The 21,904-nt window shown below is 58.5% G+C and carries 20 protein-coding genes; 15 read left to right on the plus strand and 5 right to left on the minus strand.

Annotated features, from left to right (window positions below; translation table 11 throughout):
* The first annotated feature begins 104 nt into the window (after window positions 1-104).
* The 4 genes from ABIL25_02770 (at window position 105) to ABIL25_02785 (ending at window position 4,369) form a co-directional block, all read left to right on the plus strand.
* A complete protein-coding gene (locus ABIL25_02770; GenBank protein MEO0081201.1) occupies window positions 105-1,076 on the plus strand; it encodes a CoA-transferase in 972 nt (323 codons plus the stop codon).
* The gene (locus tag ABIL25_02775; GenBank protein MEO0081202.1) at window positions 1,076-1,852 is read left to right on the plus strand and encodes a CoA-transferase; all 777 of its coding nucleotides are present in this window, start codon (window positions 1,076-1,078) and stop codon (window positions 1,850-1,852) included. Before ABIL25_02770 ends, ABIL25_02775 begins: the two co-directional genes overlap by 1 nt.
* A 130-nt stretch (window positions 1,853-1,982) precedes the next feature.
* Window positions 1,983-3,116, plus strand: a complete 1,134-nt coding sequence (locus ABIL25_02780) for an acyl-CoA dehydrogenase family protein (protein MEO0081203.1) — start codon at window positions 1,983-1,985, stop codon at window positions 3,114-3,116.
* 110 nt (window positions 3,117-3,226) lie between these two features.
* Window positions 3,227-4,369 carry an acyl-CoA dehydrogenase gene (locus ABIL25_02785; protein ID MEO0081204.1) on the plus strand — a complete coding sequence of 381 codons (1,143 nt, stop codon included), beginning with the start codon at window positions 3,227-3,229 and terminating at the stop codon, window positions 4,367-4,369.
* 122 nt (window positions 4,370-4,491) lie between these two features.
* Here ABIL25_02785 and ABIL25_02790 read toward each other — a convergent pair whose 3' ends face one another.
* Both ABIL25_02790 and ABIL25_02795 read right to left on the minus strand, forming a co-directional pair.
* Complete coding sequence (locus ABIL25_02790) at window positions 4,492-4,905, minus strand: peptide chain release factor-like protein (protein ID MEO0081205.1); 414 nt, start codon at window positions 4,903-4,905, stop codon at window positions 4,492-4,494.
* A gap of 117 nt (window positions 4,906-5,022) precedes the next feature.
* Window positions 5,023-6,927 carry an ABC-F family ATP-binding cassette domain-containing protein gene (locus tag ABIL25_02795; GenBank protein MEO0081206.1) on the minus strand — a complete coding sequence of 635 codons (1,905 nt, stop codon included), beginning with the start codon at window positions 6,925-6,927 and terminating at the stop codon, window positions 5,023-5,025.
* A 136-nt stretch (window positions 6,928-7,063) separates the two neighbouring features.
* Between ABIL25_02795 and ABIL25_02800 the strand changes: the two genes are divergently transcribed.
* The 11 genes from ABIL25_02800 (at window position 7,064) to ABIL25_02850 (ending at window position 18,388) form a co-directional block, all read left to right on the plus strand.
* Window positions 7,064-7,963 (plus strand): hydroxyacid dehydrogenase, encoded by a 900-nt coding sequence (locus ABIL25_02800; protein ID MEO0081207.1) that lies wholly within the window; start codon window positions 7,064-7,066, stop codon window positions 7,961-7,963.
* Window positions 7,964-7,984: 21 nt separating this feature from the next.
* On the plus strand, window positions 7,985-9,268 hold the full coding sequence (locus tag ABIL25_02805; GenBank protein MEO0081208.1) for a DUF1015 domain-containing protein: 1,284 nt from the start codon (window positions 7,985-7,987) through the stop codon (window positions 9,266-9,268).
* A gap of 87 nt (window positions 9,269-9,355) precedes the next feature.
* Entirely contained in the window at window positions 9,356-10,345 is a 990-nt protein-coding gene (locus tag ABIL25_02810; GenBank protein ID MEO0081209.1) for a GTPase, read from the plus strand.
* Between the two features lie 69 nt (window positions 10,346-10,414).
* Window positions 10,415-11,704: a UDP-glucose/GDP-mannose dehydrogenase family protein gene (locus ABIL25_02815; protein ID MEO0081210.1), complete on the plus strand. Its 1,290-nt coding sequence runs from the start codon at window positions 10,415-10,417 to the stop codon at window positions 11,702-11,704.
* A 34-nt stretch (window positions 11,705-11,738) separates the two neighbouring features.
* The gene (locus ABIL25_02820) at window positions 11,739-12,680 is read left to right on the plus strand and encodes a UDP-glucuronic acid decarboxylase family protein (protein MEO0081211.1); all 942 of its coding nucleotides are present in this window, start codon (window positions 11,739-11,741) and stop codon (window positions 12,678-12,680) included.
* Window positions 12,677-13,717, plus strand: coding sequence for a Gfo/Idh/MocA family oxidoreductase (locus ABIL25_02825; GenBank protein MEO0081212.1), 1,041 nt, complete (start codon window positions 12,677-12,679; stop codon window positions 13,715-13,717). Before ABIL25_02820 ends, ABIL25_02825 begins: the two co-directional genes overlap by 4 nt.
* A complete protein-coding gene (locus ABIL25_02830) occupies window positions 13,714-14,373 on the plus strand; it encodes a glycosyltransferase family 2 protein (protein ID MEO0081213.1) in 660 nt (219 codons plus the stop codon). Before ABIL25_02825 ends, ABIL25_02830 begins: the two co-directional genes overlap by 4 nt.
* A gap of 3 nt (window positions 14,374-14,376) precedes the next feature.
* Entirely contained in the window at window positions 14,377-15,072 is a 696-nt protein-coding gene (locus ABIL25_02835) for an ATP-binding cassette domain-containing protein (GenBank protein ID MEO0081214.1), read from the plus strand.
* Window positions 15,062-15,910 carry a permease-like cell division protein FtsX gene (locus ABIL25_02840; protein MEO0081215.1) on the plus strand — a complete coding sequence of 283 codons (849 nt, stop codon included), beginning with the start codon at window positions 15,062-15,064 and terminating at the stop codon, window positions 15,908-15,910. The genes ABIL25_02835 and ABIL25_02840 overlap by 11 nt, the downstream gene beginning before the upstream one ends.
* On the plus strand, window positions 15,907-17,061 hold the full coding sequence (locus tag ABIL25_02845; protein ID MEO0081216.1) for a peptidoglycan DD-metalloendopeptidase family protein: 1,155 nt from the start codon (window positions 15,907-15,909) through the stop codon (window positions 17,059-17,061). Before ABIL25_02840 ends, ABIL25_02845 begins: the two co-directional genes overlap by 4 nt.
* Before the next feature lie 127 nt (window positions 17,062-17,188).
* On the plus strand, window positions 17,189-18,388 hold the full coding sequence (locus ABIL25_02850; GenBank protein ID MEO0081217.1) for a hypothetical protein: 1,200 nt from the start codon (window positions 17,189-17,191) through the stop codon (window positions 18,386-18,388).
* Window positions 18,389-18,392: 4 nt separating this feature from the next.
* On the opposite strand, the gene ABIL25_02855 is transcribed toward ABIL25_02850, so the two are convergent.
* The 3 genes from ABIL25_02855 to rny form a co-directional block, all read right to left on the minus strand.
* Window positions 18,393-19,451 carry a decaprenyl-phosphate phosphoribosyltransferase gene (locus ABIL25_02855; protein ID MEO0081218.1) on the minus strand — a complete coding sequence of 353 codons (1,059 nt, stop codon included), beginning with the start codon at window positions 19,449-19,451 and terminating at the stop codon, window positions 18,393-18,395.
* 328 nt (window positions 19,452-19,779) lie between these two features.
* Window positions 19,780-20,580, minus strand: a complete 801-nt coding sequence (locus tag ABIL25_02860; protein ID MEO0081219.1) for a TIGR00282 family metallophosphoesterase — start codon at window positions 20,578-20,580, stop codon at window positions 19,780-19,782.
* A partial coding sequence (gene rny, locus ABIL25_02865; GenBank protein MEO0081220.1) for a ribonuclease Y occupies window positions 20,570-21,904 on the minus strand: 1,335 nt, incomplete at its 5' end. The genes rny and ABIL25_02860, both read right to left, overlap by 11 nt.

The following is a 21,904-nucleotide window of genomic DNA, read 5'->3' on the forward strand; positions in this document are numbered from 1 at the left end:
GTGTTGACAGACAGGCTGTCTCGTCTAACATGCAGTCTGCGCTGAAGCCACCTTATGATTGCCATTGCTCACCAGGCTCCGGTCCCGAAAAACAGGAGGATACAATGGAAGTTATTGAATCGGGCACAGCCGAGCTGTTCCAGCCGCCTGACCCGGATGGCTTCCGGGAATGGGTTCACACTAGGAAGAACACCGGCATGACCGACAAGGTCATGTCCGAGCATGAAGCGATCAGTCGTTTCGTGTCCGACGGCGATTACATCGGCACCGAGCTGTACGGTACGGTCCGGGCACCGATGTCACTCGTGCGCGAGCTCGTGCGTCAGGGCAAGAAGCATCTCCGCGTCGCGGGCCAGGGCATCCACGAGATTGACCTCCTGCTTGCCGCCGACCTGGTGGATACTCTGGACATCACCTATGTCGCTTGGGAAGTTTACGGTATTTCGTCATGTCTGCGCCGGGCCGTGGAGTCCGGCCGGGTCAAGACCGCAGAATGGTCTAACGGTGCCATCACCTGGCGCTTCAAGGCTGCGGCAATGGGCGTACCGTTTCTGCCGGTGCGCTCGATGCTCGGTACCGATACCCTGAGGTATTCAGCCGCAAAAGTGGTGCCCGACCCGTTCACCGGCAAACCCGTGTGTCTTATTCCCGCGCACTATTTAGACGTGGGACTGATTCACGTTCACCGGGCCGACCGCTATGGCAACTGTCAGATTGATGGCATTTCTGGCTTCGCGGCTGAAATGGCCCGGGCTTCGAAAAAGCTCATTGTCTCAACGGAGGAAATCATCTCAACCGACAAGATCCGCAAGTACCCCGAACAGACCATCATCCCGTATTACCTGGTTGATGCTGTAGTGGAGGCCAAGTATGGGTCTCATCCGGGCGAGATGTGCTACCGATACTGGCGAGACGGTGAGCACTTGCAACAGTTCCTCAAGGACTCTGCCGACCCGGTCAAGACCAAGGCGTACTTGGATAAGTGGGTTTATGGTCCGAAGAATCACCAAGAATACATCGAGCTGGTCGGCTTGGACCGCTTGCGCGAACTCGAAGCCCAGATTGGAGGCAGGTAATGAATCAGACAATGGCACCGTACAATGACACCGAGTTTCTCATCTGTCTTGCTTCTCACCTGATGGAGGATTCGAAGACCGCGTTCGTCGGCACTGGCATTCCAATGCTTGCCGCTGCTCTTGCCAAACGCACTCACGCGCCGAATCTCCAGGCAATATTCGAGTTCGGTGGCACCGGGGCTTCGCTCAAGCAGTTGCCGCTTGGGGTCGGTGACTCCCGGACGTTCCACCGGGCAGTAGCAGCCTCGGGAATCTGCGACATCATGGAAACCGCCTGCCGCGGGTTTGTGGATTATGGATTCTTGGGCGGCGCACAGATTGACATGTATGGCAACCTGAACACGACCGTCATCGGCCCATACTGGCCGCCCAAAGTCCGCCTGCCTGGGTCGGGCGGAGCCAACGACGTCGCTTCGTTCTGCTGGAAGACAATCACCGTCATGCGTCGGCACGATACCCGTTCGTTTGTCCCAAGGGTGGACTTTGTGACATCGCCCGGGTACCTCTCCGGTCCAGGCGCACGCGAAGCAGCCGGTCTCCCTCCTGGTACCGGGCCCTATCGCGTAGTCACGAATCTGGCTCTTATGGATTTCGAGCCAGTGTCAAAACGCATGCGTCTTATCGCGGTCCATCCTGGGGTCACGGTCGAGCAGGTAAAAGCGGCGACTGGCTTTGAACTGCTGGTTGCGGACAAGGTCGGTATCAATCGCAAACCGACTAAGCGAGAACTCCGACTCCTGCGCGAAAAGATCGACCCCGAACACTACTACATATGAAGCACCAGATTCTAAGGGCGAGGCACGAACCGAGAAAACCCGTTACCGGTGTCTGTCTCCCAATCCCAGCCCCAGGTTCCTTTGCTGCTGCGCTCCTCAGACTTCGTCCCTCCTGGATTTCCAGCGTGCGATGATTCTGTCAAAGCAACACCAATCTTTCAGGGAAGAACTGCGGCGCTTTGCACTGGACCACGTTGCGCCAAATGCCCGCTCTTGTGATGCTTCCGGCGACTTCGTCCGGCAGAGTGTCCAAGCAATGGCCGAACGCGGCTATTTGGGAATACCGTGGCCTAAGGAACTGGGCGGCATGGGACTTGATTATCTGTCGTATTCGATTGCGGTTGAGGAAATATCTCGGGTCTGCGCCTCGACCGGCATCACGATTGCGGCCCACACATCGCTCGGTACCTATCCGATCTACAAGTTCGGCACAAGGGAGCAGAAAGAGAAGTACATTCCACGCCTGGCCCGGGGTGAGTTCCTTGGGTCTTTCGGCCTTACCGAGCCTAACGCCGGCTCAGACGCCGCCGGCATCGAGACCACTGCCAAGAAGACCGATTCGGGCTACATCCTCAACGGCTCCAAACGCTTCATAACCTCGGCATCGTTTGCCGGCACGGTCATCGTTGCGGCCTCGCTTGACCGTTCGCTTGGCCGCAAGGGCATCACTTGCTTCATCGTCGAAACCGCCACACCCGGTTTCACCGTCGCTTCGGAGGAGAACAAGCTCGGACTTCGGGGTTCAAATACGGTTGAGCTTGCATTCGAAGACATGCTAGTACCAAAGGAGAATCTGCTCGGCCAGGAATACGACGGTTACCGTATCTTCATGGAGACCCTGGACGGTGGCCGCATCTCAATCGGCGCATTCTGCCTGGGCATGGCTCAAGCTGCCCTGGATGACCTTGTCAAATGGTTCGGCCAGCAGAAAAAAGTCAGTCAGATGCAGTCCAAGACAATTTCCGACGTAGCGATGGAAGTCGAGGCCGCCCGTCAGCTTGTCTATCACGCCGCGGTGACGAAGGATGCTAACATCCGGGCCGATAAGGAATGCGCCTTTGCCAAGCTTTACGCCTCTGAGGTCGCGGTTCGAGCCACGGGTGCGGCCATCGCTGCAATCGGCTGGCCAGCCCTCTCGGACGAACTTTCCCTCGGCCGCGTATACCGGGATGCCAAGCTTGGTGAAATCGGCGAGGGCACCTCCGAGGTCATGCGGATGATAATCGCCAAGGAAGTTCTGAAAGAAGCAGCAAAAGATGCATAGGACGGGGACCAGAGGCTTTAGGGTTTCTTGGTTCAGGTGCAGAAGCAGGCCTTGCTTTTCGCCAGCAGACCTGACTCTCGGTCCCTCGAACGTTTTCCGAAGGAGGAAAGATGGATTTCAACCTGACTGAAGAACAGAAGATGGTCCAGGATATGGCCCGGGATTTCGCCACTAACGAGCTGGAGCCTAGAGCCGCAGAGATCGACAAGACCGGCGAATTCCCTCATGAGTCGATCAGGAAAATGGCCGAGCTCGGACTACTGGGTATGGTAATTCCAGAACAGTATGGCGGCGCTGGCTTCGACTTTATCAGCCTGGCGATTGCTGTCGAGGAGATATCCCGCGCCTGCGGCTCAACTGGCGTCATCACCGCAGTCCACAATTCGCTCGCCTCTTGGCCCATCGCGAACTGGGGCACCGACGCTCAGAAGCAGCACTACCTGCCTAGAATGGCCAAAGGCGAACTGCTGGGTGCGTTCGGTCTAACCGAAGCGAACTGCGGCTCAGACCCGGCTGCAATGGAGACGAAAGCTGTGCTCAAGGGAGACCACTATGTTCTGAACGGCTCCAAGCGCTTCATTACCAACGGTGGCGCCGCAGACGTGTTCATCGTTTTTGCCAAGACCGACCCGGGCGCTGGTGCGAGAGGCGTGACTGCATTCATCGTCGAGAAGACATTCCCAGGATTCTCGGTCGGCAAGCATGAGGAGCTTCTTGGACTGCGAGCCACCGCCAACTGTGAACTCATTTTCGAGGACTGCCAGGTTCCGAAGGAAAACATTCTCGGCGAAGTCAACCAGGGTTTCAAGGTTGCGATGGGTACCCTCGACGTATCGAGAATTGACATCGGCGCACAGGCAGTTGGTATTGCTCAGGCCGCGCTTGACAAGGCGCTTGCTTATTCAAAGGAGCGCAAGCAGTTCGGTCGGCCGATCTGCGAGTTTGAGATGATTCAGGACAAGTTTGCTCAGATGCACTCGCGTATAGTCGCATCCCGACTGCTCGTGTACAATGCGGCGTTTCAGAAGGAAGCTGGTCGGAAGCGGTTCTCGCTTGAGTCAGCAATGGCCAAGCTGTTCGCAGCCGAAACCGCAGTCTTCGTCACCAAGGAGGCGGTCCAGATTTTCGGCGGGTACGGTTACACCAAAGACTATCCAGTTGAGCGCTACTTCCGCGATGCGAAGTGCATGGAAATATACGAAGGCACGTCGGAAATTCAGAAGATCGTCATTGCCCGCAGCCTCCTAGCATAGCGGGCTGCAGGACTGCTGCGGCACACCTTTGTCCCTGCTGAGAACGTTGTACTGCCGCTCGTCCGACATTCTTGGTGCCCCGGCTCTCTGCCTACCACACGAAGTAGAAATCTCGAGCGAAGCTATTCGTCTGTAAACGGCGGACGCCTCAACTCTTTGGTCTCGGCCCGCCGGCGCTTGGCCGCAAGCACCTTTTCCTGGGCCCGCTTTGACCGCTTGCGCTTCTGCTTACGCAGCCGGTCAATCATTGCCTGTTTCTCGGTTCTGCGCCTGAGTACCGCGGCCTCAAACCGGTCAGCTAGCACCTGCCTGGCCCGATAACGGTTCAGTGCCTGAGACCGTTCCTGCTGCATCTTTACCTCAATGCCGGACGGAATGTGCCTGAGGTAAACACCGGTCTCGACCTTGTTCACGTTCTGCCCCCCAGGCCCACGCGAGCGCACGAACCGCTCGACAAGATCCTGCTCCCTGATACCGAGTGCCTGGAGCCGGCGCTCCAGAGCCTGCTCCTTGGCCGAGCTGACCCCGAACTTCATCGCTCACCTGTCACGAAAAAACATTGATTACGTTGACAAACGAGTCTGTCCGGCTCTCGTGACCGGCCTCCCAATATTGTGCTGTCTTCTTATGTTTCCTCATATTGTGCAAGTCTCTCATCCGCGTCGATCCGGAGCTTCGCTCTCAGCCCCACTGTCTTCGAACTCGACTGCCCTGGCCCGGATGAGTTCCTCCTGGATGCTACGTTCCTCAAGCGCAAGCTCCCGCGCCCGGCCAAGGTCGAACTGCTCCCTGGCCTGATAGTATTCTTCCCGCACTACGGCAAGCCTGCGCTCAAGCTCTGCAACCCGGCCGGCATAGGATAAAGTGGTTCCTGATCCTGGCGACCGATTCTTAGATTCCCTGATACCAGATTCTCGTTTCTGCCTCTTGATTTCTACGCCCGCCCTAACGCTTTGCCCCCTCTTGACCTGAGCAGCCGCATACGCGTAATTTCCCGGAAACAGCACAACCTCACCGCCCTCAACTCGCACAGTCTTGTCCGCGACGCGGTCAAGCATGTATCGGTCGTGAGCCGCAAACACCACAGTCCGCCGGTAACGGCTGATGGCATCAACCAGCACCTGACGCGATTGGATATCCAGATGGTTTGTCGGTTCATCTAGAATCAAGAGGTTCGAAGGTGTCAAGAGTACTTTGATGATTGCCAGCCGCGACCGCTCTCCACCGGAAAGCACCCGAACCTTCTTCAGGATTTCATCGCCTTTGAACAGAAACACTCCAAGAATTCCCTTCAGCTGGTTCTCAGTGTATCCGGACCCGGCGATCATCACCGTCTCCAGTACGGTCAAGTCTTCCTCCAACCGGTCTTCTGCGCCCTGTTCGTAGTACGCTGTCCTGGTTTTCCGGCTCAACCAAACCTCGCCGGTTGTGGGTTTGAGACGACCGGCAAGAATCCGCAGGAACGTCGTCTTACCCGAGCCGTTAGCCCCGAAGACCCCGACTTTCTCTCCTCCTCCGACTGTGAGGTTTACGTTCGCAAACACCCGATGTCCACCGAACGCATGCGCCACACCCCTCAGTTCGAAGGCCCGGCCGTACACTGGCTCTGATTCGGGAAACGCGATTCTTATCGTCTTTGCATCCCGGACCGGCTCGATGCGCTCCAGTTTGTCGAGCATCTTCTGGCGTGACATCGCCCTGGGCGCCGTATCTTTACGGCCCTTGAACTTGGCGATAAAAGCCTCTGTACGCCGGATGAAAGCCTGCTGCTGCTCGTATGCCTCCTGCTGCCGCTGCTCCCGCTGTTCCCTGTCGGCAAGATACTGCGAATAGTTGCCCTTGAATACAAGCACTTTCGGCTTTTCGATGGCCCAGATACGCTTTACCAGACTGTCCAGCAGATACCGGTCGTGGGCAACCATGATCAGTGCGCCACGATACCGGGAAAGATAGCCCTCGAGCCATTCAATCGAACGGATGTCCAAGTAGTTCGTCGGCTCATCCAGTAGCAACAGGTCCGGCTCGGAGAGAAGCATCCGCGCCAGCATCAGCCGCACCTGAAACCCACCACTCTGAGTTTTTACCCGCTTACCAAGGTCCTCCTGCCCGAATCCCAGACTCGTTAGCACCTTCTTAGCCCGTGCTTCGCAATCGTAGCCCGCAACCTCATACTGATGCTGAAGATGCGCGTACTGGTCAAGCAGAACTCGCAGCTGAGATTCCTCAAGGTCCTGCTTGGACATTTTCTGCTCGCACTCAACCATCTGACGACGCACCCGGTCCTGCGAAGCGAATGCTGTCATCGCTTCCTCAAGCACTGTTCGGTCTCCCACCACCGCACCCGTCTGGGGTAGGTACCCGATGCGCAGACCCCGAGCTATTTGCACCCTACCTGAACAGGGTCTCACCTCACCGGCAATCAACTTCAGAATCGTTGACTTACCTGATCCGTTCGGGCCCACAAGTCCCACTCGATCCTCTGAACCGAGCACGAGATTCACATCCCGATACAGTAGTTGGGTCCCAAACTCGACCGCAACGTTGACCAAGCTGACCACGGCCAAGGCTACTCACAACCGGGCTCAAATCAAGCCTGGTGGTGTACTCGATCATCACCGGCACAAGGGCCATTGACAAATCCTGCTGCCCGGCTAGCATTGGACTACAAACAAGACCAGACCAAAAGGAGAATCCGTGAAGATAATCATCACCGACCCAATCGCCAAGAAAGGTGTCGAACTGCTCAAGGCCGCCGGGTTCGAGGTTGACGAACGCCCAGGCCTGCCGCCGGACGAACTTAGGAAGGTGATCTCGGCTTATGACGCCATCATTGTTCGTAGTGCTACCAAAGTCACTTCCGATATCATCGCCGCCGGCACAAACCTCAAGGTCATCGGCCGCGCTGGTGTTGGCCTCGACAATGTTGACAAGAAAGCGGCCGATGAACGCAAGATCAAGGTCGTCAATACACCTGCTGCAACATCAGTCTCGGTCGCCGAACTGGCACTCGGCCTGATGCTTGCCTGTGCCCGTTCGATTCCCCAGGCAACTGCATCACTCCGCGCCCAGAAATGGGAGAAAAAGGCGTTCAAGGGCACTGAGCTATACGGCAAGACACTCGGACTCATCGGTTCGGGCCGTATTGGTACCGAGCTTGCCAAGCGCGCAGTCGCAATGGGGATGAACGTCATGGTTCTTGACCCGTTTGTCAAGGAGTGCTCATATGGCACGAAATGTGAACTTGGCGAACTCCTCGCTCAGGCTGACTACATATCGCTCCACGTGCCGAAAACTCCCGAAACCACGCACATGATAAACCGGGACACCATCGCCAAGATGAAAAAGGGTGTGGTCATCGTAAACTGCGCCCGTGGCGGCGTGGTTGACGAAGAAGCACTCTACGAGGCACTTGTATCCGGTCATGTCGGCGCAGCTGCACTTGACGTATTCGAGTCCGAACCGCCGAAGGACTACAAGCTCTTCACACTGCCCAACGTAATAGGTACTCCCCATATCGGCGCTCAGACCAAAGAAGGCCAGGACCGGGCCGGCGTGCAGATCGCCGAGCGGGTAATTGAGGCACTGCAGAACTAGTCGGAAAGGACCGAGAAACCAATGGCTGATATAAGACCATTTCCGGGTATTCGTTATAACATCAAGAAAATCGGCAAACTGGATAACGTCGTAACTCAGCCCTACGACAAGATCACGCCCGAGATGCGTGACGACTACCTAAAGCGGGACCCTGCCAATTTCGTCCGACTGATACTTTCGAGTGAGCCAGACCCCTATGCCAGCTCTGCCGCATTATGCCGGCAGTGGCTTGAGGACGGCACTCTTATCCGCGACCAGCGTCCAGCCTTCTACGTACTACACGAGGAGTTCGAACATGCTGGCAGACGACTCATCCGGAAGGGCTTTGTTGGCGCGGTAAGGGTCGAAGAGTTCTCGCGGGGCACGGTCATGCCCCATGAGTTTACACTATCCAAGCCCAAGGCCGACCGCCTCAACCTGCTCCGTGCCACCCGCAAGGACTACGAGCAGATATTCATGCTCTATGCTGACCCGGAACACAGGGTTGACGAGCTGCTTGCCTCATCCAAGGAACCGGACGTCCGAGCAACCGACGAGTATGGCGTTGTCCACAGCATGTGGATCATGACTGACCCGGAAAGGCTTACTGCGGTTCGTCGCGAGATGGCCGGCAAAAGACTGCTTATTGCCGATGGACACCACCGGTACGAAACTGCGCTCACATACCGGCAGGAATGCGAACGTCAGGGTACTGTGCCACAAGAAGCCGCTGTGCGGTTCAAGACTTCGGCCTTTGTCAACATCGTAGACCCAGGACTCGTCATTCTGCCAACTCACCGGCTTGTCTTCGGGCTTGCGAACCTTGACTTGAGCTCGTTATTTGCCCGGCTACGCGACGCTTTTACTATAACCCCGATGTCAGAACAAGTCACCCAGGCTGAACTCGCCAAGTACCGGAACGGTATCGCCTTCGTCCTGTACGCCGGTCGCGGCAAGGCCCACCTTCTGCGCTTGGCCGAGCCCTACCGCATTGCCCGCTTCTTCAGTCCGGACCGAAGCGAAGACTATCGCCAGCTTGATGTCTCGGTTCTGCACTCGGTGATTATCGAGGGGATATTAGGTGTCACGCAGGACGCAATTGAGAATCACGTCCGGTACGAACGCTATTGGGATAAGGCCATGGCACGGGTTGATTCGGGCGAAAACCAGTTGGCGTTCCTTTTGAACCCAACCCGGCCTGAGCAGGTGGAGAAACTCGCTGCCCGGGGCGAGCGTATGCCCCAGAAGTCAACTGACTTCTACCCGAAACTCATCTCCGGGCTCGTGTTCATGGATATCGAACCCGGGCTTCTGCTCCAGCCGTGAACGACCGCTTGCCACCACTCAACCAGCTCTGGCAAGCGGCATTGCGTCTCTTGCGAGTGGTAGCCGGCAGTTGCTCCTTTTCCCTCAATGCCTGCCAATCTTTCGCCTGAGTACAAAAAAGCTGAGGAACGGTTCCGACTGGCGGTTGCACCGGAAGAGAAACTCGCCTGCCTTGAGGAGATGCTCTCGGCAATTCCCAAGCATAAGGGCACCGAGAAGATGCAGGCTGACATCAAGTCTCGAATCGCCCGGCTTAGGAAAGAACTCTCGGCCCCAGGAAAAAGTGGGACCAAACGCTCCGACTGGTATCACGTTGACAAACAGGGTGCCGGACAGGCCGCGGTATTCGGTGCTCCGAACTGTGGCAAGTCCGCACTGGTAAGCGCGCTCACCGGCCTGCCTGCAGTCGTCGCGCCCTATCCTTTCTCCACCACTGTCCCGGCTGCTGGCATGATGCCGTACGAAGACATCCAGATTCAGCTCGTTGACACGCCGCCAATTGTCGCTGACTCGCCAGCCTGGCTCTACCACATCATTCGCACTGCCGACCTAGGGGTCTGGCTCCTTGACGTCTCGGACGACGCCGTGCTTGAAACAACCGAACAGACCCGCGCGTTCCTTGCCGCTGCCCGTATCCCGGTCCCGGTTCCCCAGCCGCCGCAGAACTCAAAGCCGGTCATTCTCTGCGGTTCCAAGAGTGACGACCCGGCCGCTGCTGACCGGCTGGCGGTCCTCCGTGAACTCCTGCCCGGCACCGATATCCTGCCAGTCTCGGTCCAGTCCGGTGCCGGACTGGAAGAACTCAAGCGTCGGCTATTCGTCTCGCTCGGCATTATCAGGGTTTACACCAAGAAGCCCGGCAAGCCGCCCGACCTTACTGACCCGGTCATCCTAAAAGCCGGTGCCACAGTCATAGACGTGGCATACCACCTGCACAAGGACATTGCCGCATCCCTGAGTTTTGCCCGTCTCTGGCGTGCCGGTGGCACAGGACGCTCACCCGGCCCGCACGATGGTCAGCGGGTCGAACGCAACCACGTATGCCAGGACCGGGACATTCTCGAATTCCACACCTGACTGTAGTCCCGACCGGTGCCCAGACTGCTCTTTGCTTGACTTTGCCGGTGCAGCAAATATAGTGCCGATATGAAAATCGCAATGGTCGGAACCGGGTATGTCGGCCTTACCTCAGGCGCTTGCCTGGCCAAGGTCGGCCACGAAGTAGTCTGCGTTGACAGTGACGCCGACAAGGTAGCCGTCCTCACCCGCGGTGAAATGCCGATTTACGAGCCCGGACTTGAAGACGTTATCCGGGAGACGGTCCGGGCTCGCCGACTCAGATTCACAACTGACATCAGGAGCGCAGTCCAGGACTCGGTCGTCTGCTTTATCGCGGTCGGTACCCCGACTCTTGAATCGGGCGAGCCCGACCTGTCCTCAGTTGAAAACGTATGTCGGGAAATTGCTGCAAGCATGAACGAATATCATCTCATCGTGGAGAAATCCACGGTTCCAGTCCAGACCCACAAGTGGATCCGTACGACAATCGAACGCTACAACCGGGCCGGCGTCCAATTCGATGTGGCCTCGAACCCCGAATTCCTGCGCGAAGGTTCAGCGGTGAAAGACTTCCTCGAACCGGACCGCATCGTCGTCGGCGTCGAATCTGACCGTGCGCGGGACCTGATGAGGGAAGTGTATGCACCAATCAAAGCACCGCTCCTGTTTACCGACCTCGCCTCGGCCGAGCTCATCAAGCACGCATCCAACGCCTTTCTTGCGATGAAAATCTCGTTTGCTAACGCCCTTGCCATCATCTGCGAGGCATCAGCCGCGGACGTACGTCGGGTAACCGAAGGCATGGGCATGGACCACCGTATCGGCCCGGAATTCCTGGCGGCCGGCATCGGCTACGGAGGATTCTGCTTTCCAAAAGACCTGCGTGCTTTCATCCGGATTGCCGAGGAGCTCGGCTACGACTTCGCCCTCCTGCGCGAGGTTGAACGTATCAATGCCGACATGAAACGGCGCTTTGTACGTAAAGTACAGAACGTCCTCTGGAACCTGAAGGACAAGAACATCGGTGTGCTGGGTCTCGCGTTTAAACCCAACACCGACGACATGCGATTCGCGCCCTCGATTGACATCATTGCCGAGTTCGTGGCAAAAGGTGCCCACGTACGCGCCTTTGACCCGCGGGCGATGGAACGGGCCCGTCGCCTCATACCCGGTATCGAATTCACACAGACCGCTGAAGCGGTGGCCGACGACGCCGACCTGCTGGCAATCTTGACTGAATGGCCTGAGTTTCGCCGGCTCGACCTTACCGACCTCAAGCGGCGCATGCGTGTACCCATCATCTGCGACGGTCGTAACCTGTTCGAACGACAGGAGGTCGAGAGGTTCGGTTTCACCTACATCGGAGTCGGCCGGTGATTGCCGGTTGGCGATCGGAGAACCGAGAGCGAAAATGAGGGCGCTGGTTGCAGGCGGAGCTGGCTTTATCGGCTCCCATTTGTGCGAGCTGCTGCTCACGCACGGATTCAGAGTGACCTGTCTGGACAACCTCATCACCGGCCGCCGCGACAACATCAGTCACCTGCTGCACAACCGTTCGTTCGAGTTCATCCGGGCAGACATCGCTCGTCCGCTGCCGGCACTCAAGACCCCGGACGTCATCTTCAACCTCGCATCACCGGCCTCACCCCGAGACTACCTCGCGCTGCCGCTTGCCACCCTAGCGGCTGGTGCCGTCGGAACGCGCAACCTGCTCGAACTTGCCCGTCGCCGAAAGGCGGTTTTCGTCCTTGCTTCAACATCCGAAGTGTACGGCGACCCTCTGGAACACCCCCAGTCTGAAACGTACTGGGGCAACGTCAACCCGGTCGGCGTGCGTTCGGTCTATGACGAGGCAAAGCGCTATGCCGAAGCACTGACTATGGCATATCACCGGTGCTACGGTCTTCCAACACGCATTGCGCGGATATTCAACACCTACGGCCCACGCATGAAGCTTGGCGACGGCCGGGTAGTACCAAACCTCATCCATCAGGCCCTGACCGGCCGGCCGATGACGATCTACGGCTCTGGCCGCCAGACCCGCAGCTTCTGTTTCGTATCCGATATGGTCAGCGGGCTCTTCAAACTGTCCGCCTGCTCTGACCCGATGCCCGTGAATCTTGGCAACCCGCAGGAATTCACCATCCTGCGGTTTGCCCGTATCGTCCAAGAGCTGACCGGCTCCAAGAGCCGACTTGAGTTTCTGCCCCTGCCTGAAGACGACCCAAGACAGCGCCAGCCTGACATATCCCGGGCCGGTCGGCTCCTCGGCTGGACTCCAGCCGTTTCTCTGGAACAGGGCCTTCGCACCACCATCGCCTGGTTCGAACAGCACGTGAAAGCTCGCAGATGAACCATCGAGCACGCTCACAGCGCGAAGACTCGGGCCGATACGGGCCTGGCGACCTGACTGTGCCTGTCCAGACCGAATCCGGTGTAAGACAACGCCGGCAGCTTGAAGTCGGCATCGTAGGTCTTGGTCGTTGGGGCTGGAACTACGCCCAGGTACTGGCCCGGATTCCCTCCTGTAGGGTAGAGGCCATGGCCGACACGAACCCTGCCGCTCTCAGTCCGAACTCTGAAATCCGGTCTTGCAGACAATCAAGACAGGTCCGTCTGTATACAGGGCTTGAGCCGCTACTCGAAGATAGACTTGTTGGCGCGATAGTCATCGCCACCCCGGATTACACTCACTTCGACCTTGCCAGCCGTTGTCTTGAGGCCGGGCTGGACGTTCTCGTCGAGAAACCGATGTGCCATACTGTCAGCCAGGCACGTCGGCTCGTTGCGCTCGCGGCGGCACGCGGCCGAATCCTTGCGGTCAGTCACACCGCGCTTTACCAACCGCAGTTCACCGTCCTTGTCTCAGCGCTCACCCAAGGCAGCCTGGGCCGTCCGCTTCGGGTTGAATCGGTACGTACGTCAACCGGGCCTGCGGAGCGAGAGCGTGCCGACGTGCTCTTTGACCTGGGCCCTCATGACATTGCGATGGTGGTGAGCCTGTTCGGACTCCCGGTCGCGAGCCGCGCCCTGGACTCTGGACCGAACTGTGCCGAATTCGAGCTCCTGTTTGTGGACGAAGTACGCGCTCGATGTCGGGTCGCATGGCAGCGTCAGCGTATTCGGCGCTTCGCACTGACCGGCACACTCGGTACTCACACCATTGTCGAACAGCAAAGTCCGGCACCTGCCGACCAGCCGCTTTTTCGGCAGTGCTGCGACTTTGTTACCTGCTGCCTGATGCGCACAGCACCGCAGAGCAACGACCGGCTTGGTCTGAACGTCATTCGCTGCCTTGAGTCAGTGGCTTGTTCGCGGCGCGAAGCAGGCCGCTGGGTGTCGCTGGATGAACTCCCGGCGGCGCACGAAGCATATGCTGGAATGCAATGAAACTCTCGGTCGTGATGCCGGTGTATAACGAAGAGGCTTCTGTTGCCGATGTCATCGAACAGGTGAAGCGCGTGCCGGTAGAAAAGGAGATAATTGCGGTGGACGATCACTCTCTGGACCGCACGCTCGAAGTACTCAGAAGCATTCCGGGTATCAGCGTAGTCACCCATGCCACGAACCAGGGCAAGGGCGCGGCAATTCGAACCGGTCTTCGCGCCGCATCGGGCGACGTCGTCATTATTCAGGACGCGGACCTGGAATACGACCCAAACGACTATCCCAGACTACTCGCACCGTTCGCGGACCAGGATGTAGACGCCGTCTATGGCTCGCGTTTCCGGGGGCGAAGCAAATTCCTGTTTTTGAGCCGCCTTGCCAACTACTTCCTCACGTTCCTCACCGACCTGCTGTTCGGCGGCCGGATTACCGACATGGAGACCTGCTACAAGGCAATCCGCCGGCCACTGTTTCTGCGTCTCAACCTTACCGCGCGCCGTTTCGAGGTCGAGCCGGAAATCACTGCCAAGCTCTTACGACTTGGTGCCCGCATCGTCGAGGTTCCAATCGCTTACCGTGCACGCCGCGTCGGCAAGAAAATCGGGCCCCGGGATGGCATCATGGCATGCCGGGCTCTGCTCAAATGGTACTTCAGCTAGCATATGTCTGACCACCGTGTCTCGGACTCCTCCCTTGCCATTGAGCTTGAGGGCGTTTCTAAACTGTATCACAACTCGTGGCCAGCGCTGACCGATGTCAGTCTGCGGGTTGGCAGAGGCGACTTCGTGTTCGTGCTCGGCGCAACCGGTGCGGGCAAGACTACCCTGCTCCGCCTCTTGTATCGAGCCGAGCTGCCCGACTCGGGTAAGATTTCCGTACTCGGTTACGACCTCGGCAACATCTCGAAGCGCGAGATTCCGGCTCTGCGCCGGCGCATCGGCGTCATCTTCCAGGATTTCAAGCTGCTTGCCGGCCGCACGACCTACGAGAACCTGGAGTTCGTCCTGCGGTCAATCGGCATGAAGGAAGAGCAGATTCCCGCAAGGATTCAGGAAACACTGATCCAGCTCGGTCTCACGCACCGCCGGGACGCCTATCCCCACGAGCTCTCCGGCGGTGAACAGCAAAAGGTATCCATCGCCCGGGCACTGGTCAAGGAGCCGGAGCTTCTGCTTGCCGACGAACCGACCGGCAACATTGACCCCAAAGGTGCAGCTGACATTCTCAACCTGCTCAAAGATGCAAACTACCGTGGCGCAACCGTTGTCATGTGCACACACAACTCCGAGCTCGCTCTGGGTTCGCACCGGCGATGCGTCACACTCGACGCCGGAAGGATTGTACGCGATGTCGGCTAGGCACATTCTTTCTGAAACCGGCCGCAGCATCAGCCGCAACCGGGCGACCTTCGCCCTTGCTACCACAGTCCAGGCAATCTGTCTCACCCTGCTCGGCATCTTCCTGGTCTTGGCGGTGAACTTGGGCGTTGTTGTTCGTTCCGCAGGCCGGAACATCGAACTGCACGTATTCCTGACCGAAGATGCGGATGCCCAGTCTCTTGGGGACCGTATTCGCTGCATAACCGGGGTCGCCGATACCAGATTCGTATCAAGGGAAGAAGCACTGGCCGAACTCGTTGCCGAGCTCGGCGAAGACTCCTCACTTGTCACCGCGCTTGGCTCCAATCCCCTGCCCGCATCGATCCGCGTCTCGCTCCAGCCCGGCTTCTCTAACCCGGCGCTTCTGGCTGACATCGAAGCCAAGGTACGACTTCTGCCTGGCGTCAGTGAAGTCTGGTCCAGCCAAGAAGGTCTTGTCCGGCTAAACCGGCTCTTGCGCGCAACGGTCTGGCTTGGTCTCGGAATCCTGGCCATCGTATCGCTTGCGGTCGCCTTCATTGTGTTCCAGACCGTGGACAGCTCAATCTCAAGTCGTGCCCGGGAGATCGAAATCATGGAACTCGTCGGCGCGAGCCGTTCGGTCGTACGTGCGCCGTTCATTCTCGAGGGCATAGTCCAAGGAATCCTGGCCGGCGCCTGCGCCTTTACCGCTGTTCTCCTTCTTGCTTGGGTTGCAGCCACAGTTCTGCCTGCTCCGGTCGTTCCGGTCTGGACTCTATTGGCCGCGAACCTCGGACTTGGAGCCCTGCTCGGACTCGCCGGGTCGCTTGTTGCTCTTGACCGGATCTCACGGTGAACCCGCGTCGCCTCACCTGGCCCATACTGACGGTCCTCGCGCTCTGTGGACTCGTGCTGTCATCAGCCGGTGCCGACCTCGCTGAACTTGAACAGCGCATCAAGGAACACCAGCGCGAGCTCGGCGAGACCAAACGCGAGCTTGAAGATACCCGGCAACAGATCGAACGCCTGACCGAAACCGAGAAGACCAGCCTGGCCCGACTCGAAGCCCTGCGCGCACAAATCGCTGCAGCCCGGCGCTACATCAACCAGCTTGACGTCCAGCTTGCTGACCGAACCGAGCAGGTCGGCCAGGTTGCCCGTCAGGTCGAGGAAACTGCAAGAAGAATCGAGGCACGCCGGCAGGACCTGGCCGAGCGTCTGACAGACATCTACAAATACGGCCGGCTGGTGCCGCTTGAGGCGGTACTGGCCACCGACCAAGTCGAGAACGTCTATCGTCGTCTGATGCACTTGCGCTGGGTTGCACGGGCCGATCGCCGAACTGCCGAAGAACTGATCCGGCTCCGGGCCAGCCAGCTCGAACAGCAATCTCGACTGATTGCGGCTCGCGACGACCTCGTAAAGCTGAAGGCTGAACGGCTCGCCAGCGAATCGCTGCTCGCCTCGTCCTGTCGAGCCGAGTCAGCGATGGTCGCAAAAGTCCGTACCGAACGGGACGCCAAACTGAAGCTCGAACGCGAACTCGACGAAGCGGCCCAACGACTCCAAGCGCTGATTGCCGACCTCGAAAAGGAACGTGCACAGGCATCCGCTGGCGGTCATTTCTTCGAACAGAACCGCGGCAAGTTACCTTGGCCGGTTCGAGGCGAACTCATCACCCGTTTTGGTCCTCAGACCCACCCCGTTTATAAGACCAAGACGACAAGCTCGGGTATTGACATCCGGACATCGGCCGGAACACCGGCCCTGGCGATCGCTTCCGGCAAGGTAGTGTACGCAGACCAGTTCATGGGCTACGGCCGACTTGTGATACTGGACCACGGTGGTGGATTCTACACACTTTATGGCAACCTCGAAGATATTCTCGCGCGGCCGGGTGCGGAGATACCTGCCGGTTCGCCGGTCGGCCGAACCCGGGACTTTCTTCACTTCGAAATCCGCCGACAAGGCCAACCAACCGACCCATTACTCTGGCTCGCACCATAAGTAAGCTACACATCCGGAAAGCCGGTCTCCGGCTCCGCTGCCTGGTGTCGGGACCTGCGAGACGAGGCTTGCCGGTTTTGAAACGAGCAAGTTTCACTGCACCCGTTATCCCGCCGCCAAAACTCTGATGTCCAGCGCCAGGAGTTCGGCTCCAAGAGTCAACTACGGTCTCATCGGCCAGGAACGAACTGTGGCACTGCTCGACGCGATCCTCAAGGTCGGGCGCTTTCCTCCTCTTCTCTTTGCCGGCCCGCCTGGTGTAGGAAAACGCACTGCGGCCCTGCTCCTAGCTCGGGCCGCAAACTGCGAAACCCGACCGCCGCTCACCTCAGCGGAGCACAAAGCCCCAAAGCCAGAACTGAAATCCGGGACTAGACTGCTGGCCGAAAACTCGAAATCCAAGAGCCAGAGCCTGGTATCCTGTGGCCGTTGCTCCTCCTGCCGCACCATTACGCTGCTCCACCATCCTGACGTCCGGGTGTTCTTCCCTGTCCGCCCTGAGAAACGCACCGCCGATGACGAAGACGAAATGGCAGGCGCGCTCCAGAAGACGCTCGAAGCATCCGAGCGTTACCAGCTCGGTAAGGCTCAGCCCGAACCCGACCCGAAGCACACCATCTCCATCGAAGTGGTCCGCTGGCTACGACAGGAAATGACCAAGCCACCACTGCTCGCTCGACATCGCTTCTTCGTAATCCTTCACGCCCACCGGATGACCGCGGAGGCGGCCAACGCATTCCTCAAGACTCTCGAGGAACCGCAGCGCCAGACCGCCCTCATCCTTACTACCGACCGTCCAACCCTGCTGTTCGAAACAATTCGGTCAAGATGCCGACTGGTTAGATTTTCACCCATTACTCCAGAAAAACTGCAGCAATGGCTGACCGAAAAGACTGGCATCAAACCCGAGGAAGCCGAACTCGCCGCGCTGGTCGCAGACGGCTCTCCGGGCCGCGCCCTGCGCTTCCTGAACGAACCCGATGACTTCCTTGCCGCTCCGGTGCTGGAATTCTTCTCGCTTCCCCGGGCCAGTGAACGGGACGTGCTTGTGACAATGACGCGGCTCGACCAAACCCCACTGGCCACCGTCACTTTCACCCTGCTATTTCTTTTCCGTCAGGCCCTGCTCGCCAAGCTCGGCATTGGCACCGGCTATGCCCGCCACAACCCTGCAATCAGAGCCAAGGCGGCAGCATCCTCCCTCGACTACCTGCACCAGGAAAACCTCTTCCTCGCCAGCCGGCTTGAAGACTGCCGTCTGAACATCAACCGTCGGCTCTTCCTCTACACTCTGCTTGCCGACGTGCGCCGGCATGGTTCAGACTGAACCTCTAGAAACGGACGTACAGAATTACCACCACTGTTGCCATCCACAGGAAGATATCAACCAGCAGCGGTACGTCAGAAAACAACACCTTCTCCGGTGTTCCGCCCAGGTCCTTGCGATATACAAGATAGAGATACCGGCAGATACCGTAGAGCACGAACGGAAAAGTCAGATACAGCTTGTTGGTCCCGAACTTCTCCACGGTTTCGGGTGCGATCGTGTACAGACAGTAAGCAACGACGGTAGCCGAAGTCGCCACCGCAATCATCTGGTCCAAAAGCGTCTCATTGTACTTACCAAGCACGCTGCGGTGTGATATCCCTCCACCCTCCAGGAATACAAGCTCATGCCGGCGTTTGGCCAATGCCACAAACAGCGCCAGAAGAATGGTACAGATAAACAGCCACGGCGAAATTCGCACATGCACTACGTAGGTACCCGAAATCGCCCGCAGGGCAAACCCAAGCGCAACGATGAGCACGTCCAGCACAACCACCTGCTTCAACTTCAGCGAGTACGCAAGCTGCATGACGAAGTAAACAAGCCCGACAAAACCGAATCGCCAGTCAAGGGCAAACCCGACCACAAATGCGACACCGACCGCAAGACCGGCGCCGGTGAGCGCAACCGGCCCTGGTACCCGTCCTGAGGCAATTGGCCTATCCTTCTTGGTCGGATGCCTTCGGTCCTGCTCCTTGTCAACCAGGTCATTGATGATATAGACCGCACCAGAGAGAAGACAGAACGAAACAAACCCGGCAAATGAACGCAACACACTCGGTCCATGCATAAGGTTCTTCGAGAAAATCAGGCCCGCAAAGACAAGCAGGTTCTTAACCCACTGCTTGGGCCGCATAGATACGACGAGTGCGCCCAACATTACAGGCATACTTCTACCCGATTGCGCACAAAAGTCAACCAGTGCTTCACCCCCGGTACTGCCCTGGGCACCACCTGCGGCGGTAACGGCCTTGGTCGCCAATTCGACACCGACTTCTGCGCCTGCTTCGGTTAGTGCTTCCCGGCCTGCCTCGGCCACTGCGTCGGTGCGCGTACGAGTCACTGCACCTGAACCTGCCCCTGCAACCGCAAAGGAACTAGTTTCGAGAAAAGCCTGCGAACTCGTGTCGGCCGTCGCCCAAGTCCGAGTCTGAGAAATTGTTCAGAAGCCGGCCTCGACAATGGCCAGGGCGGTAGCCGCCTACCGAACGACCCCTACCCTTGAATTGCCGGCCTGTGACTATGTCGAAACCGACTGATAATCAGAGCGTTACTCATGCCTGGCCAGACTTGCTCAACTGCTGTTTCTTGCAACGCCCCTGAACGCAACACCGGCATACAGGGCACAAAGCAACAACGACCTTAAGTCCTGAACCACCAGACCGCGGGAGCTAACTGATGTCAACCTCAACCCGGCGTGTGATGCGCTCGATTGACTCGGCCCGGCCGGTCTCGGTGTCAATCGTCACTAGGACACCGTTGACCCGCAGGTCGGTCTTGGCCGGGTGAAGTCTGACCGGTAGTGAATCCAGAACCCGGCTCAGGGCCTCCTCCTTTCGCATTCCCAGCACCGAGTCGAACGAGCCGCACATGCCGACGTCAGTGATGTACGCCGACCCCTGCGGCAGCACCTGTTCGTCTGCAGTCTGAACATGGGTATGGGTGCCAAGCACGGCAGAAACACCACCGTCCAGGAACCAGCCCATCGCCTGTTTTTCCGCGGTCGCCTCGGCGTGGAAGTCAACAATAATCGCCCGGGTTTGGGTCCTCATTTCAGCTACGAGCTGTTCGGCCCGCTGGAACGGGCAGTCCAAAGGCTTCATGAACACGCGGCCCTGAAGATTGACAACGCCAACCATCCAGCCGTCACGCTCATATACTGCGCAGCCCCGGCCCGGAGCTCGTGACGGAAGGTTTGCAGGCCGAAGCAGTCGGGATTGAACTGGAAAGTACTCCCATGCCTCCTTGCGGTCGAATGCGTGGTCTCCGGTTGTCAGACAATCAGCCCCGGCCGCGAAAAGCTCTTCGGCCAGCCTTGGCGTGATGCCGTAACCGGCGGCGGCATTCTCGGCGTTGACGATGACGAAATCCGGCCGGCAGGTCTCCCTCAACCCGGACAGCGCCGCCTTGACCGCAAACCGGCCCGGTTCAGCGCAGACATCGCCGAGAAAAAGCACTCGTCTAACGGGCATAGTCAACCGCCCGGGTTTCACGCACGACCATCACCTTTATCTGTCCCGGATACTTGAGCTCGCTCTGAATCTGGCTTGCGACCTTTGCCGCAAGCTCGCTGGCGTCCTGGTCCGAGACTTTGTCCGGTTCGACCAGCACGCGGATTTCCCGGCCGGCTTGAATCGCGTACGCCTTTTCCACACCTGGGAATGACGATGCAATCGTTTCCAGGCTCTCGACGCGCTTGATGTAGGCATCGAAGCTCTCGCGTCTGGCCCCGGGCCTTGACCCTGAGATGCTGTCGGCGGCTGCGACCAGAAATGCATAGGGCGATTCCGGAGTTACTTCCTCGTGGTGCGCGGCAATCGCATTCACTACCACCGGGTCCTCAGCGTACTTGCGGACCAAGTCGGCGCCGATGCGTGCATGAGTCCCTTCAACCGAATGGTCCAGCGCCTTGCCGATGTCGTGCAGCAGCCCGGCCCGCTTGGCAACCGAGGCATCCAGCTCAAGTTCCTGGGCCATCAGCGAGGCAAGGTAGGCAACTTCCTTTGAATGAAGCAGAACGTTCTGACCGTAGCTTGTGCGATACCGGAGCCGGCCAAGCATCCGGACGAGCTCATCGGCAAGGCCGACGATCCCCATCTCCAGTACCACCGACTCGCCCGTTGTTCTAATCGCAGCATCCAGCTCTTCGGTTGTACGGGCAACCACCTCCTCGATTCGAGCCGGGTGAATCCTGCCGTCCTGCACCAGTTTCTCCATTGCGAGCTTGGCCACCTCGCGTCGTACCGGGTCGAAACCGGAAATGATGATGGCGCCGGGCGTGTCATCAATCATGACCTCGACCCCGGTCAGGGTCTCAAACGTCCTGATGTTACGGCCCTCGCGGCCGATTATTCTGCCCTTGAGCTCGTCGGACGGCAGGCTGACGACCGACACCGTTGTCTCGGCGGCATGCGAAATCGCGCACCGTTGGATCGCGGCAACGATTATCTCTCGTGCCTCGATCTCAGCCCGTGCCCTGGCCTCGTCCTTGATGTCCTTGATCATCTGCGCGGCCTCGAGTCGCGCCTGATTTTCCAGATTACGGAACAGCTCCCTGCGCGCCTCCTCGGTTGACAACCCGGAAAGTCGCTCGAGCTTTGCGTTTTCAAGCGCAATGAGCTGGTCAAGCCGCTCCATCTTGGCTTTGAGAATCTTCTCCCGCGAAGCAAGTTCGCGGTCCTTCCGGATAAGGTCGGCCTCCTTCTGCGTCAGCACGCTGTCGCGCCGCGCCAGAAAACCCTCCCGGCTTGCCAGTCTTTCCTCAATTCGGGCCAGCTCGCGCCTGGTCGCCGCGGT

The organism is candidate division WOR-3 bacterium, assembly GCA_039801365.1.
GTDB lineage: Bacteria > Hydrothermota > Tepidihabitantia > Tepidihabitantales > Tepidihabitantaceae > JBDRUN01.